General features: G+C 72.1%; 11 protein-coding genes. 2 read left to right on the forward strand and 9 right to left on the reverse strand.

Translation table 11 applies throughout. The features are described 5' to 3' along the window. Positions 1-689: 689 nt before the first annotated feature. Both IH09_RS09860 and IH09_RS09865 read left to right on the forward strand, forming a co-directional pair. Positions 690-2,393, forward strand: coding sequence for an amidohydrolase (locus IH09_RS09860; RefSeq protein ID WP_052855739.1), 1,704 nt, complete (start codon positions 690-692; stop codon positions 2,391-2,393). 31 nt (positions 2,394-2,424) lie between these two features. Continuing rightward, a complete protein-coding gene (locus IH09_RS09865) occupies positions 2,425-3,198 on the forward strand; it encodes a helix-turn-helix transcriptional regulator (RefSeq protein ID WP_052855740.1) in 774 nt (257 codons plus the stop codon). Between the two features lie 187 nt (positions 3,199-3,385). On the opposite strand, the gene IH09_RS09870 is transcribed toward IH09_RS09865, so the two are convergent. The 9 genes from IH09_RS09870 to IH09_RS09910 all read right to left on the reverse strand — a co-directional run bounded on the left by IH09_RS09870 (position 3,386) and on the right by IH09_RS09910 (position 15,265). Continuing rightward, on the reverse strand, positions 3,386-5,311 hold the full coding sequence (locus IH09_RS09870; protein WP_052855741.1) for a TIGR03960 family B12-binding radical SAM protein: 1,926 nt from the start codon (positions 5,309-5,311) through the stop codon (positions 3,386-3,388). Between the two features lie 163 nt (positions 5,312-5,474). Then, positions 5,475-7,106: a CYTH and CHAD domain-containing protein gene (locus IH09_RS09875; RefSeq protein ID WP_052855742.1), complete on the reverse strand. Its 1,632-nt coding sequence runs from the start codon at positions 7,104-7,106 to the stop codon at positions 5,475-5,477. Between the two features lie 565 nt (positions 7,107-7,671). Next, positions 7,672-8,853 carry a rod shape-determining protein RodA gene (gene rodA, locus IH09_RS09880; protein ID WP_318279419.1) on the reverse strand — a complete coding sequence of 394 codons (1,182 nt, stop codon included), beginning with the start codon at positions 8,851-8,853 and terminating at the stop codon, positions 7,672-7,674. Positions 8,854-8,882: 29 nt separating this feature from the next. Next, positions 8,883-11,021, reverse strand: coding sequence for a penicillin-binding protein 2 (gene mrdA, locus IH09_RS09885; protein ID WP_052855744.1), 2,139 nt, complete (start codon positions 11,019-11,021; stop codon positions 8,883-8,885). A gap of 105 nt (positions 11,022-11,126) precedes the next feature. Next, positions 11,127-11,855, reverse strand: a complete 729-nt coding sequence (gene mreD / locus IH09_RS09890) for a rod shape-determining protein MreD (RefSeq protein ID WP_052855745.1) — start codon at positions 11,853-11,855, stop codon at positions 11,127-11,129. Positions 11,856-11,858: 3 nt separating this feature from the next. Then, complete coding sequence (mreC, locus tag IH09_RS09895; protein WP_052855746.1) at positions 11,859-12,791, reverse strand: rod shape-determining protein MreC; 933 nt, start codon at positions 12,789-12,791, stop codon at positions 11,859-11,861. Between the two features lie 248 nt (positions 12,792-13,039). Further along, on the reverse strand, positions 13,040-14,059 hold the full coding sequence (locus IH09_RS09900; RefSeq protein WP_052855747.1) for a rod shape-determining protein: 1,020 nt from the start codon (positions 14,057-14,059) through the stop codon (positions 13,040-13,042). A 290-nt stretch (positions 14,060-14,349) separates the two neighbouring features. Continuing rightward, positions 14,350-14,763, reverse strand: a complete 414-nt coding sequence (ndk, locus tag IH09_RS09905) for a nucleoside-diphosphate kinase (RefSeq protein WP_052855748.1) — start codon at positions 14,761-14,763, stop codon at positions 14,350-14,352. Positions 14,764-14,911: 148 nt separating this feature from the next. Then, the gene (locus tag IH09_RS09910) at positions 14,912-15,265 is read right to left on the reverse strand and encodes a DUF4233 domain-containing protein (RefSeq protein WP_052855749.1); all 354 of its coding nucleotides are present in this window, start codon (positions 15,263-15,265) and stop codon (positions 14,912-14,914) included.

Consider the following 15,265-nt stretch of genomic DNA (forward strand, 5'->3'; position numbering starts at 1 on the left):
CCGCGGATGACGCCACTGCGGCGCCATCCGGTCCTGATCGTCCCCGCGTGGGCGGGGACGGGTCGCGCCCGGACTTCTTACCTAGAGTACGTGCCGCGGGCACGCCCGGTTCCCGGCGGGCCGACGCGGCGGCGGCGTGCTCCGGCTCCCACGGGGCGCCGGACAGGGCGTGCCGGATCTCCCGGCGGGTCTGCCGCGCGCTCGCGCGGGCGGCGCACAGCGCCCGTCGGACGGCCCGGCCCGCATCGCCCGCGGCCCGCCGCACCGGACGCCGGACGCCGTCCCAGATGCCGTACCCGAGCGGGGTGAAGGCCGCGCGGTACGACCAGCTCGACGGCTCGACGACGAGCCACCGCAGCAGCCGGCCGGGGAACCGGCCGACGGCGCGGGAGACATATCCGGCAGCGGATCCGGTGGCGCGGCTTCTCCCCCGCCGGTCCCCGCAGCCCCCGCCGCCGGACTCGATGCCCCTACGTGAGCCGGTGCGGCCGTGATCGCAGGTGACCGGCGCCGTGGCCGGGCCCGGCTCCCGGCGGACGACCGGCAGCGCGGCGCGGTCGCACGGCCACGGTGGCGGGCGCGTATCGGTGGGATGACCGATGTGCGGAGGGCGGGGGCGTCGCCATAGTCCTCGGGAAGGCGTTCGCGGGTGGCCGTGGTGCGCCCGGTTCTCGAAAGGACACATTCCTGTGGACACGTATGCGGATCTGGTGTTTCTCGGCGGGCAGGTGGTCACGGTCGACGCGGAGTTCTCCGTCGCCTCGGCCCTGGCGGTGACCGGTGGGGTCATCAGCGCAGTCGGCGGGCGGGAGGATGTCGCGCCGCTCGTCGGACCCGATACCCGCGTCATCGACCTGCGGGGGGCGACGCTGCTGCCCGGTATCAACGATTCCCATCTGCACGGATGCGCCTTCGGCATGTCGACGCCGCCGCTCTCCCTCGACCTCGGCCATCCCGCTGTGGCCTCCCTCGCGGACGTGGCCGAGGCGGTACGGGAGGCCGTCGGACGGATTCCGGACGGGCAGTGGATCACGGGGCACGGCTGGGACACCGGTTACCTCGACGAGTGCGCCGCCGATCCGTCGCGACTGCCCTCGCGGCACGACCTCGACGCCGTGAGCCCGGACCACCCCGTCGTCCTGTACTCCTTCTCCGGGCACGCCACCTGGGTCAACTCCAGGGCACTGGAGCTCATCGGAATCGACCGGCACACCGTCGCGCCGCCCGGCGGGGCCATCGTCGCGGACGCGGCCGGGGAGCCGACCGGGCTGCTCCACGAGGGGGCCCAGGCCCTCGTCCAGAACGCGCTGCCGCCGCTCAGCCGGCAGGAGCGGACCGACGCGATCAGATCGGCCCTCGCCACGCTCGCCCGGCTCGGCGTGACCAGCTACACCGAGCCCGGACTCGGTCCCGGCGGCGACGGCATCATGCGGGGCGCGCTCGGCGCGGAGACCCTCGACGTCTACCGCCGGATGCTGGCCGACGGCGAACTGACCGCCCGCCTCGGCGTCCTGCTCCTGCCCACCGGCTTGTCGAGCACCACCGAGGAGTTCGCTCGCGCCCTCACCGGACTCGGCGGGTCCGGCGACGCCGATCCGCGCCGTCTCGCGATCCACGGGGTCAAGATCTTCGCGGACGGCATCGTCCCCAACAAGACGTCCTGGATGCACGAGCCGTACGTCGGCGGCGGCTGCGGCTCCCTGTGCGTCGGCGGCGCGACCGACACCGAGCGGACCGCCGAGATCGACGCGATGATCCGGCACGCCCACGCCGCCGGGCACCAGATGGGCGTCCATGTCACCGGCGACCGGGCCATCGACACCGTCGCGGACGCCTTCGCCGCGGCCATGGCCGAGCACCCGCGGCCCGACGCCCGGCACTACGTCATCCACGGCGACTTCCTCACCGCGCACAGCATGGAGGTGCTGGCCGCGCACGGCTTCGGCGTCAACATGAACCCCACCATCAAGTGGACCGTCGCTGATATGGAGGAGATGTTCGTCGGCGCCGAGCGGGCCGCGTACGCCTGGCCCTACCGCGATGCCCTCGACGCCGGTGTGCGGGTCGCGAGCGGGTCCGACGCCCCCGTCACCTCCCCGGACTGGCGCCAGGGCGTCGCCACCATGGTGCTGCGCGAGTCGAAGGCCGCCGGCCGGGTCAGCGGCCCCGAGCAGCGCATCGGCCTGGCCGAGGCGATCCGTACGTACACGATCGACGCGGCCTGGCAGGACTTCGCCGACGACTGGAAGGGCTCTCTGGAGCCGGGCAAGGTCGCCGACCTCTGCGTGCTCGACGGGGACCTGCTCACCGCCGACCCCCACGACATACCGGAGATGCCCGTCGTCCTCACCGTCGTGGACGGGCAGGTCGTGCACGACGCCCTGCGCGATTGACGCATGACCGGCGCATGATCATCCTTGGAGGATGGCAGCGGCACGGAGCGGGGCGGACATTCTGGACGCGGCCGTCCACGTCCGTGCGGCCGCCCGGAGCGCCACGAGCGGCGCGGCCGGCCTCGACACGGTCCTGGCGGCGCTGTCGGAGGTGCTGGAGTACGACCACGCCTCCCTGTCCCGGTGGGATCCGCTGCGCCGGCGCCACACCACCCTGGCCGGGAGCTATCCGGACGACGCCACGGCCTATATCGAGACCCGCCTCCACCACGACCCGGTGTTCCCCCTGCTCAACGGCCAGGCCCTGGGCGGTCTCTGGCTCAGGGACGTCCCCCGGCAACTCCTCGCGGCTTCCCCGGGCTTCCGAGAGGTGCTGTCCCCCCTCGGTATCGAGGACGGTGTGGCCCAGTGCCTGTTCGCCGCCGACGGCCGGTACGTCGGCATGCTGAACGTCAGCACCCGCCGGCCGCGGCGCGCGCCCGATCCGGCGCGCGCCGTGGTCACCCTGCTCACCGAGGCCCTCGCCGCGGCCGTCGACCGCCACGCGGGCCCGCCGTCCGGGGAGAGCACCGCGGACGCGCGGCACCAGGACACACGGCGGCCCGGCGGACTCTCGCCACGGGAGCTCCAGGTGCTGGCCGAACTGACCGCCGGCCGCACCAACCGGGAGATCGCCGAGCGGCTGTACATCACACCGCGCACCGTGGGGACCCATATCGAGCACATCCTGGCCAAGCTCGGCCTCCCCAACCGCGCGGCCGCCGCCGCCCGAGCCGCCGCCTGGGGAATCGCCCCCGCCCGCTGACGCGAGCCCGGCAGCGCGGAACGCCCGGAGTTGAGCGCGGAGTTCATCCACCGCGGCGAGGGGAAGGCGCGGCCGCCGGCGTGCGGGGCGAGGTGCCGCGGCGGCATCGCGGCATGGTGCGCGGACACGCGCCGGCCCGGCCACCGCGGGGTACGCGGGGCCGGGCCGGCGGGGCTTGCGGGTGGCGCTACTTGACGACCGTCAGCGGCAGGAGCTTCTTGCCCGTCGGCCCGATCTGGATGTCGAGGTCGAGCTGGGGGCAGACCCCGCAGTCGAAGCACGGGGTCCAGCGGCAGTCCTCGACCTCGGTCTCGTCGAGGGCATCCTGCCAGTCCTCCCAGAGCCAGTCCTTGTCGAGACCGGAGTCCAGGTGGTCCCAGGGCAGGACCTCCTCGTAGGTGCGCTCGCGGGTGGTGTACCAGGCGACGTCCACGCCCTGGGCGGGCAGCGTCTCCTCGGCGGCCTTCATCCAGCGGTCGTAGCTGAAGTGCTCGCGCCAGCCGTCGAACCGGCCGCCGCCCTCGTAGACCGCGCGGATGACGGCGCCGACACGGCGGTCGCCGCGCGAGAGGAGGCCCTCGACGATGCCCGGCTTGCCGTCGTGGTAGCGGAAGCCGATGGAGCGGCCGTACTTCTTGTCACCGCGGATCTTGTCCCGCAGCTTCGTCAGCCGGGCGTCGGTCTCCTCGGCGGAGAGCTGCGGCGCCCACTGGAAGGGGGTGTGCGGTTTGGGCACGAAACCGCCGATGGAGACCGTGCAGCGGATGTCGTTCTGCCCGGAGACCTTGCGGCCCTCGGCGATGACGTTGACCGCCATGTCGCCGATCTGGAGCACGTCCTCGTCGGTCTCGGTCGGCAGCCCGCACATGAAGTAGAGCTTCACCTGCCGCCAGCCGTTGCCGTAGGCGGTGGAGACGGTCCTGATCAGGTCCTCTTCGGAGACCATCTTGTTGATGACCTTGCGGATCCGCTCGCTGCCGCCCTCGGGCGCGAAGGTGAGGCCGGAGCGACGGCCGTTGCGCGTCAGCTCGTTGGCAAGATCGATGTTGAAGGCGTCGACGCGGGTCGACGGCAGCGACAGCCCGATCTTGTCTTCCTCGTACCGGTCGGCGAGCCCCTTGGCGACGTCGCCGATCTCGGTGTGGTCCGCGGAGGACAGCGACAACAGGCCGACCTCCTCGAATCCCGTGGCCTTCAGCCCCTTCTCCACCATCTCGCCGATGCCGGTGATGCTTCGCTCCCGTACGGGACGCGTGATCATGCCGGCCTGGCAGAAACGGCAGCCGCGGGTGCAGCCACGGAAGATCTCGACCGACATCCGCTCATGGACGGTCTCGGCCAGGGGGACGAGCGGCTGCTTGGGGTAGGGCCACTCGTCCAGGTCCATGACGGTGTGCTTGGACACCCGCCACGGGACGCCGGAGCGGTTCGGCACGACGCGGGCGATCCGCCCGTCGGCCAGGTACTCGACGTCGTAGAACTTGGGGACGTACACGCCGCCGGTCTTCGCGAGCCGGAACAGCAGCTCATCGCGTCCGCCGGGCCGGCCCTCGGCCTTCCAGGCGCGGACGATGTCGGTGATCTCCAGCACCGCCTGCTCGCCGTCGCCGACGACCGCGCAGTCCAGGAAGTCCGCGATCGGCTCGGGGTTGAAGGCGGCGTGGCCGCCGGCGAGCACGATCGGGTCGTCGAGGGTGCGGTCCGCCGCGAGGAGCGGGATACCCGCCAGGTCGAGGGCGGTGAGCATGTTGGTGTAGCCGAGTTCGGTGGAGAAGCTCAGCCCGAAGACGTCGAACGCGCGGACGGGCCGGTGGCCGTCCACGGTGAACTGCGGTACGTGGTGCTCGCGCATCAGCGCTTCGAGGTCCGGCCACACGCTGTAGGTGCGCTCGGCGAGCACGCCCTCGCGTTCGTTGAGCACCTCGTAGAGGATCATGACGCCCTGGTTGGGCAGTCCGACCTCGTACGCGTCGGGGTACATGAGCGACCAGCGGACATCGCAGCTCTCCCACGGCTTGACCGTGGAGTTGAGCTCTCCGCCGACGTACTGGATGGGCTTCTGCACATGCGGGAGCAGAGCTTCGAGCTGCGGGAAGACCGACTCGGCAGACATCTCCGGACCTTCGTGAGCTGGCAGGGGGCGACTCCCCAGCGTAACCCGGTGGCGGGCCGCCGCTCGCCCGGCTCCCGGCGCACCCCGCCCGCGCCGCACACCACCGCGGCCCCGGACCGGCGGGGCCGGCGCGCACCGGCGGGCGGCCGGGCCACCCGCACGGTCACGCCCCGGACCGGGCGCGCAGCCCGGCGGGGGACACCTGTCGCCACACGTCCGGCAACTCCCGCTCCCGGTCCGCCGCGCGGGCCTCCTCGCGCCCGTACAGCAGCCCGAAGGTGAAGCCGGCCTCGCCCGCGCGGTGCGCCTGGACCGCCAGCTCACGCAGCGCCGCGCGCGCCACCACGCTGTCCTGGTGGTCGCCCAGCACCTGCTGCACCCGCTTGGTGCGCCGGACGAACGTCTCCGCCGGGCGGCCCAGGGCCGGGACGGCGGCCTCCGCCGCGTACCGGGTCCGCTTGGCCGCCTTGCGGGCGCTGTGCAGCGCCTGGTCCCGTACCGGCCCGGCCGGCGCCGCCAGCGCGGCCGTCACCCGGCCGGCCAGCCGCCGGTAGTCCTTGCGCACGGCCCGCGCCAGCGTCTCGGGCGCGGGCCGGGCGGCGGCCTTCAGCAGCGGCGGATCGCCCACCAGCACGTCGAGCGCCTCCAGGAGCGCCAGATACCGGGCGCCGTCGAGCGTGGCGAGCACCTCCCGCCGCGCGCCGCGGTGCGAGCGCCGCGACCAGCCGCGCAGCCGGGCGGCCACCGGGCCGAGCCGCAGCGGCCGGGGCAGCTCCGCCAGCCCGGCACGCAGCCGCGCGGCCAGCACCTCCCGGTCCCGGGCCACCCCCAACTCTCCAGCCAGCCACCGGAGTTCGACTCCCAGGGGGTCGGTGACGGTACGGTCGAGCACCTTCGCGTAGGAGCGGAACGCGCTGCGCAGCCGACGGGTGGCGACCCGCATCCGGTGTACGGAGTCGGGCAGCTCGCGCCGCACGGCCGGGTCCAACTCGACGATCACCCGGACCTGTTCGCGGACGTACCGGAGGACGATGTCGCCCGCGGTGCCGGCGGCCCCGTCCCGCCCCGGGCCGCCCGCGGCGCGCCCGGCCTTTCCGCCGCCGGGGGCGCGGTCGGCGTCGCCGGACCCGCCCGCGGTCTCGGTCTCGGTCTCGGCCAGCGCCCGCGCCAGTTTCGACGCCGCCCCGGCGGGCCGGATTCCCGCCGCGGCGAGCGCCCGGCCGACCGCGTCCAGGAGGGCCGCGCCGCCCTCGCCCGCCCCGGCCAGCTCCACCTCGATCTCGCACCAGCGGGCCTGCGCGGGCCCCCCGCCCCGCTTCGCGGGAGCCGGTGCGGCGCGCTGTGCCCGTACCGCGTCCACCGCCACCTCGGCGAGCGGCGCTCCGGCGGCGTCCTGGAGCACCCGGACCGTACGCCGCGTCCGCAGGCGTACGACGGGCACCAGCTCCCGGCCGAGCACCCGCGCGCGGACGAGGGCCGTCAGCTCCGGGGGCGGCGTATCGGACAGCGGCGCCCGCACCTCGTCCCGTGTCCGCCCCGGCTCCGTCCCGGCCCCCTCCTCGGGCGCGACCGGCAGTTTCAGATGCCAGCCCGCGTCCCGGCCGCCGGTGCGGCGCCGCAGCGTGATCCCGGCACCGGCGAGGCGCTGGTCGGCGGTGTCGTAGTACACGGCGTCCAGGTGCTCGACACCCCGCGCCACCACGGCCGCGACCCGGTCCACACCGGTCAGGTCGGGCAGCCGGGTCTCGTCGGTCGCCGCGTATTTCCGCTCGATCTCGCGCACGATGTCCGCCATATCTCGAATCTAGTCGCGGGGCGGGCACGGAGGCGGGCCCCGCGCCCACCCATCCGGGGACCGGCCTGCGGGGCCCTGTTTCCCTGGCGGAGCGGCCGGGGAGAGCGGAGTGGCGCGGAGGCGGCGCGGCACGGAGCGCGGCGTGGCACGGAGCGCGGTGTGGCGGCCGACGGGGAATCCGCGGGCGGCTCCCGGGAGATCACATGTCCGGGCGGCCGGGCCACGCCTGTGACACGAGGCGACTTACGGTGCGCGACCCGCCGCCCACGAACGGTGGCGTCCGGCGCACACACGAACCCGCCCGGGGAGAGGCACCCGTGCACCCCCGCACCACGGCCGTCGCCCGGCGCGCCCCGCTTTTGCGCACGTCCCGCGCCGGTTCCCGACCGCCGGGCACGGTCCGCGCATCAGCGTCCAGGGCGCGGCCCCGACGGCCGTCCCGCCCCCGTCCGTGCGTCCGCCCGCGCCGCGCGCCTCTTCACCCGCCTCGCCGCCGACCGGGGCACCACGCACGCAAGCCCGCCGCACCCCGCCGTACAGGCGCCCCGGGCCCCCGGGGCGCCCCTCACCGCGCGGCCGACACCGGCCGCTGCGCCCGGATCGACTGCAACAGACCGATCGCGATCCAGACGGCGAACATGGAGGTGCCGCCGTAGGAGACGAACGGCAGGGGGAGGCCGGTGACGGGCATGATGCCGAGGGTCATGCCGATGTTCTCGAACGCCTGGAAGGCGAACCAGGCGACGATGCCGGCGGCGACGATGGTGCCGTAGAGCTCGGTGGTCTCGCGGGCGATACGGCAGGCGCGCCACAGCACGACGCCGAGCAGGACGATGATCAGTCCCGCGCCCAGGAAGCCGAGTTCCTCGCCCGCGACGGTGAAGATGAAGTCCGTCTGCTGTTCGGGGACGAACTGGCCGGTGGTCTGGCTGCCGCGGAAGAGCCCGGAGCCGGTCAGCCCGCCGCCGCCGATCGCGATACGGGCCTGGTTGGTGTTGTAGCCGACGCCGGCCGGATCGAGGCTCGGGTTGGCGAAGGCGGCGAAGCGGGCGATCTGGTACTCGTCGAGCAGGCCGAACTGCCAGATGGCGAGGCAGCCCACGACGCCGGTGCCCAGCAGCCCCAGGATCCAGCGGTTGGAGGCGCCGGACGCCATCAGCACGCCGAGGACGATGGCGCCGAGCACCATCACCGAGCCGAGGTCGGGCATCAGGAGGATGACGGCGACGGGGATGGCCGCGAGGCCGAGCGCCTGGACGACCGTGCGGTGGTCGGGGTGCGGGCGGTCGCCCGCGTCGACCCGGGCCGCCAGGATCATCGCCATGCCGAGGGTGATGGTGATCTTGGTGAACTCGGCGGGCTGGAGCGAGAAACCGCCCGGGATCGCCAGCCAGGACCGCGAACCGTTGATGGTGGAGCCCAGCGGCGTCAGCACCAGCAGGGCGAGGACGACCGCGAGACCGAACAGGACCGGGACGGCGCCGCGCAGCGTGCGGTGGCCGAGCCAGATCGTGAGCGCGGCCAGCGCCAGCCCGATGCCGGTGTTGAGCAGATGGCGCAGGAAGAAGAAGTACGGTTCGCCGTGGTTGAGTTCGGTGCGGTTGCGGGTGGCGGAGTGGACGAGCACCGCACCGATGAGCGAGAGCGCCGCGCAGGACAGCAGCAGGATCCAGTCCAGCTTGCGGACGACCGAGTCGCGCGCGGTGATCTTCCCCCAGGCACCGGGTTCGGGGGCGTAGCGCCGGATGGAGAACGTCCGGGAGCTGTGACTGGCCGTCACTCTTGCTGCCCCTCCTCTTCGTCCGGCAGCGTTTCCGACACCGGCTTGATGGGCTGGGCCTGGATCGTGCCGTCGCTCTCGATCTTGGGGAGCGAGGCTTGCGGCTGCGGGAGCAGCGCGGCCTTCTCGTCGATCTGCCCGCTGTCGTCGACGCCGTACAGCGCGTTGTAGATCTTGCGTACGGCCGGGCCGGCGGAGCCGGAACCCGTACCGCCCTGGGAGATCGTCATCAGGACCGTGTAGTCCTTGGTGTACGTCGCGAACCAGCCCGTCGTCTGCTTACCGTAGACCTCGGCCGTACCGGTCTTGGCGTGCATCGGGATCTTGTCCTGCGGCCAGCCGCCGAACCGCCAGGCGGCGGTACCGCGTGTGGCCACGCCCGCCAGTGCGTCGTCGATCTGCCGGAGCGTCTTGGGGCTGTCCGGCAGTTTGCCGTGCGCGGTGGGCCGGATCTCCCGGATGTGCTTGCCGTCGGGGCTGACGATGGCCTTGCCGACGGTCGGGTTGTAGAGGGTGCCGCCGTTGGCGATGGCGGAGTAGATGGCCGCCATCTGGATCGGGGTGACGAGGGTGTCGCCCTGTCCGATGGAGTAGTTGACGGAGTCACCGGCCCGCATCTTCATGCCGGATTCGCAGTTCTCCTTGGCGATCTTCGATACATAGTCGTCGGCGTGCTCGCCCTGCGCGCACCAGCCGTCCTTGTTGGCCTGCCAGTAGTCCTTCTTCCACTGGCGGTCGGGAACCCGGCCGCGGACCTCGTTGGGGAGGTCGATACCGGTCTCCTTGCCCAGGCCGAACTGGTGGGCGGTCTTGTAGAACCAGTCCGCGGGGTGGGTGGGGTTGTTGCCGCCGTCCTTCTGCCACTGCTTGTAGGCGAGGTCGTAGAAGACGGTGTCGCAGGAGACCTCCAGCGCGCGGCCGAGGCTGATGGCGCCGTAGTTCTCGGACTCGAAGTTCTTGAACACCTGGTCACCGATGTTGAACGCGCTGGTGCAGGGGTAGTGGCCGTCGAAGTCGTAACCGGCGTTGACCGCGGCGGTGGTCGAGATGACCTTGAAGATCGAGCCGGGGGCCGCCTGCCCCTGGATCGCGCGGTTCAGCAGCGGGTAGTTGGAGTCCTTGCCGGTGAGCTTGGCGTAGTCCTTGCCGGAGATCCCGCCGACCCAGGCGTTGGGGTCGTAGGTGGGGCTGGAGGCCATCGCCACCACCCGGCCGGTCTTGGTCTCCATGACGACCACCGCGCCCGCGTCGGCCTTGTAGTTGGTGCCGGTGTTCTTGTCGAACACATTGCGGGCGTCCTTCTGCGCCTGGTCCAGCTCCTTCTCCGCTATGGCCTGGACGCGGGCGTCGATGCTGGTGATGACGTGGGAGCCGGGCACCGCGCGGTCGCTCTTGGCCTTGCCGATGACCCGGCCGAGGTTGTCGACCTCGTAGCGGGTGACGCCGGCCTTGCCGCGCAGCTCGCTGTCGTACGTCCGCTCCAGTCCCGACCGGCCGATCTGGTCGGAGCGCAGCAGCGGCGAGCGGCTGTCCTTGGCCTTGGTGATCTCGTCGTCGGTGACCGGCGAGAGATAGCCGAGGACCTGGGCGGAGTTGGCGTCGCCCGGGGCGGCGTAGCGGCGGACGGCGGTGGGCTCGGCGCTGATGCCGGGGAAGTCCTCGGAACGCTCGCGGATCTGGAGGGCCTGCTGGGTGGTGGCCTTGTCCGTGATCGGGATCGGCTGGTAGGGCGAACCGTTCCAGCAGGGCTGCGGCGTCTTGGCGTCACAGAGCCGGACCTTGTTGCGGATCTCCTGTTCGGGCATGCCGAGCACCTGCGAGAGCCGGGCGAGGACGGCCTTGCCGCGGTCCTTTATCTTCAGCAGGTCGGTGCGGCTGGCGGAGACGACCAGCCGGGTCTGGTTGTCGGCCAGCGGTACGCCCCGGGCGTCGAGGATGGAGCCGCGGGTGGCGGGGTCGATGACCTGCTGGACGTGGTTGCTCCGCGCCTGGTTGGCGTACTCCTTGCCGTTGCGGATCTGGAGATACCAGAGCCGGCCACCGAGCGTGAGCAGAAGCGAGAAGACCAGGATCTGAATCGCGATGAGACGGACCGTGACACGGGAGGTGCGGCCGGTCTCCGGAATATTGCTCATGGCGCGCAGCGCCTCCGTGAGGGGTGGTGGCCGGGCGACGGGTGGGCGTTGCTCATGGGGCGCAGCGCCTCCGTGAGGGGTGGTGGCCGGGAGACGGGTGGGATTTCACAGGCGCTTGACCCCCTTGATACGTCCTGCCTTGTTACGGGCCGACCTGGTGAGCAGGCCGCCTCGCTGGCCGCCGATCCGGGCCTCCCTGGGCATCCGGGCCGCCTTGGGCATCCGGCCGCGGCTGGCCTTGAGCCCGGTGCCGGTGCTGAGCCAGCTGTACCCCGCCTCGCGTCCCTTGGCGGTCCCGCTCTGCCCGCCGGTGCCGTCACCGGTCAGCGGATCGCCCTCCGTCCTGCGCGCCAGCGCCATCACCAGCGGGACGGTGAAGGGGGCGAGCAGCAGGTCGTAGAGGGTGGCGCTGAGCAGCAGCCCGCCGACGCCGACGTGCCGCGCGGCGGTGTCGCCGACCAGTGCGCCGACGCCGGCGTAGAGCAGGGTGGAGCCGATGGCCGCGCCGATGACGACCATGAGGGGGACCGTCGCCGAGCGGTGCTGCCCGGAGTCCGGTTTGGTCAGTCCCGCGAGGTAGCCGATGACGCAGAGCACCAGGGCGAAGCGACCGATGGCGTGGTCGGAGGGCGGCGCGAGGTCGGCGAGCAGCCCGGCGCCGAAGCCGATGAGGGCGCCGCCGACATGGCCGTAGACGAGCGCGAGGCCGAGCACGACGAGCAGCAGCAGATCCGGTACGGCGCCGGGCAGTTGGAGCCGGCCGAGGATGCTGACCTGGATGACGAGGGCGACGACGATCAGCGGGGTCGAGAGCAGAATCCGGTTGATGCGCATCGGTCAGCTCCTGGTGGAATCGCTCGCGGAGGGGGTGGCCGTGACGGTGATCGTCGGCGTCGGCGCGGGCTTGGCGGGCCGGGCCGGCAGGACGGTGTCGCGGGGGTCCTCGCGGGGCGGCTGGACGACGATGCCGACGATGTCGAGCTGGGAGAAGGTGACGTAGGGCCGGACCTGGAGGGTGCGGGTCAGGTCACCGTTGGCGGGCTCGACCTTGACGACCCGGCCGACCGGTACACCGGGCACGAACGGCTTGTCGGCGCTGGAGCCGAAGGTGACCATCCGGTCGCCCTTCTTGACGTCGGCCCTGCCGTTGAGGAGTTCGACGCGCAGCGACTGGCCGCCCTGGCCGTTGCCGAAGCCGATCTCGTTGGTGGTCTCCATGCGGGTGCCGACGGTGAACTCGGGGTCGTTGGCCAGCAGTACGGTGGCGGTGTGCGCGCCGACGGTGGTGACCCGGCCGACCAGGCCGTCGCCGTTGATGACGGTCATATCGCGGGCGATGCCGTCGCGGCTGCCGGCGTCGATGGTGACGGTCCAGGAGAAGCCCTGGGCCGCGCCGATGGCGATGACCTCGGCGCCCTTGATGCCGTACTGGCCGGCGCCCGCGGTCTTGAGCATCTTGTCGAGTTCGGCGGCGCGGCTGCGGTTGCGGTCGGACGAGCCGAGCCTGGCCTTCAGGGCGGCGTTCTCGTGCTCCAGCGCGCTGATCCGGGTGTGCCGCTCGCCGGAGTCCCGTACGGCGCCGATGGCGTTGCCGACCGGGTTGACGGCGCGGGCGACGCCGTTCTCGATCGGGCCGAAGGCGGCGGCAGCGGCTCGGCGGGCACCGTCGAGCGGGGACTGCTCGCCGCCGCGGATGTCCACCGTGATCAACGCGAACGCGATCGCGACCAGCAGCACCAGCAGCAGCCGGCTCTCTCGTGTGTCCCTCACGTGCGGCGGCCGTGTCCTTCCTCGTAGGACCGGCCGGCTGCGTGCCCGCACCGGTCTCGTTCGGGAGTTGAGCGTTGTGCCTGTGTGCGCGGTGCCGGGGTGGTGAAGTGTCAGTGCACCGTGCCTGTAGGGGTGTTGTGCCTGTATATCAGCGATCCGCCGGACTCAGTGGTCGGCGGCGCGGGGTGCCCGGCCCCGCCCCCGGGCGTCGTGTGACGCCTGCGGGCGGGGCCGGGACCGGAGTGCTGCTACCTGCGGGGCTGGGAGTCGAGGACCTGCTGGAGCGCCTCGAACTCCTCGACGCACTTGCCGGACCCGAGCGCGACGGAGTCGAGGGGGTCCTCGGCGATGTGGATGGGCATACCGGTCTCGCGGCGCAGCCGCTCGTCGAGGCCGCGGAGCAGGGCGCCGCCTCCGGTGAGCACGATGCCGCGGTCCATGACGTCGCCGGACAGCTCCGGGGGGCACTTGTCGAGGGTCGTCTTGACCGCGTCGACGATGGAGTTGACCGGTTCCTCGATGGCCTTGCGGACCTCGGTCGCCGAGATGACGACGGTCTTCGGCAGGCCGGAGACCAGGTCGCGGCCGCGGATCTCGGTGTGCTCGTCCTGGTCGAGGTCGTACGCGGAGCCGATGGTGATCTTGATGCTCTCGGCGGTGCGCTCGCCCAGCAGAAGGCTGTACTCCTTCTTGATGTGCTGGATGATCGCGTTGTCGAGCTCGTCACCGGCGACGCGGATGGACTGGGCCGTGACGATCCCGCCGAGCGAGATGACCGCGACCTCGGTGGTGCCGCCGCCGATGTCCACGACCATGTTGCCGGTGGCCTCGTGGACCGGCAGGCCGGAGCCGATGGCGGCGGCCATGGGCTCCTCGATGATGTGGACCTGACGCGCGCCGGCCTGGGTCGACGCCTCGATGACCGCGCGGCGCTCGACCCCGGTGATGCCGGAGGGGACGCAGACGACCACCCGGGGGCGGGCCAGATAGCGGCGCTTGTGGATCTTCAGAATGAAGTAGCGGAGCATCCGCTCGGTGATCTCGAAGTCGGCGATCACGCCGTCCTTCAGGGGGCGCACGGCGACGATGTTGCCCGGCGTCCGCCCGATCATCTTCTTCGCCTCGGCACCGACCGCGAGGATGCCGCCGGTGTTGGTGTTGATGGCCACGACCGACGGTTCGTTGAGGACGATCCCGCGGCCCCTGACGTACACCAGCGTGTTGGCGGTCCCGAGGTCGACAGCCATGTCACGGCCGATGAACGACATGTTGTTCCCCATGAGGATACGTCTGGCCTTCCCAACTTGAGCGAATGCTTACGGAGGTCGGCAGGTGATGCGCCATGCGGCGCGGAAGCTTCCATCGTAGTCGTGTCGTCTTGCCCGCTCGAACACGGTGGGCTCTTGCGCCATTGTCAGCTGTACACGCCTTCGCCCCCCTTAATGGGGACGTCGTGTCGCGGCGATACGTTCCCCCGTTCAGGGCGCGGACGCCGAAGGGCGACCGAGGTATCCCTCGGTCGCCCCTGGTCACAACGGGTTGCGCGGCTGACGATGCGTCAGGAAATTCCGGGAAAGAAAATCTTGATCTCGCGCTCCGCCGACTCCTCGGAGTCCGAGGCGTGGATCAGATTCTCCCGGGTGATCGTGCCGAAGTCCCCACGAATGGAGCCACTCGGCGCGGCGATCGGGTCCGTCGGACCGGCGAGCGCCCGCACGCCCTCGATCACCCGCTCGCCCTCGACGACCAGCGAGACGACCGGGCCGGAGGACATGAAGGCGACCAGCGGCTCGTAGAAAGCCTTGCCGACGTGCTCGGCGTAGTGCTGCTCCAGGATCTCGCGGTCCAGGGTGCGCAGCTCCAGGGCGCCGATCGTCCAGCCGGCCTTCTTCTCGATACGGCCGAGGATCTCGCCGACCAGACCGCGCCGGACCGCGTCGGGCTTGAGGAGGACGAGGGTGCGCTGGCTCACGAGAAGACTCCTTGTATACGAAAGACCGTCAGCGGGTGCCCTGAGGCTACATGGGCTGCCCGGCCGCCCGCGGCCCAGCCCCGGGCTCCGGCACGGACCGTACGGCCCCGGCCGCCGGGCCCCCGCGCCGGACCGGCCGCCGGCGGTCCTACGCCGGGTCCGCCGCCGCCTCGGCCTGCGCCGCCCAGCGGGCCTTCGCCTCGTCGATCTTGCGGCCGAAGTGGACCGACGCCCACCACAGCGCCGCGAACACCGCGCCGAGGAAGAACATCGTCGGGACGACCAGACCGCTGGCGATCAGCGCTATCTGGAGCGCCCAGCCCAGCTGGATACCGCCCGGCCGGGTCAGCATCCCGCACAGCAGCACGCACAGCAGCATCGCGATACCGCTGACCGTCCAGATCGTCGCCGCCGACAGATCGCTGAGCTGCATCGCGACCAGTCCGGCGAAGCCGATCACGAAGACCTCGCCGATCAGCGTGCTCGCACACAGGGTGCGCAT

Origin of the sequence: Streptomyces celluloflavus (genome assembly GCA_000720995.1) — a bacterium.
Taxonomy (GTDB): Bacteria; Actinomycetota; Actinomycetes; order Streptomycetales; family Streptomycetaceae; genus Streptomyces; species Streptomyces celluloflavus.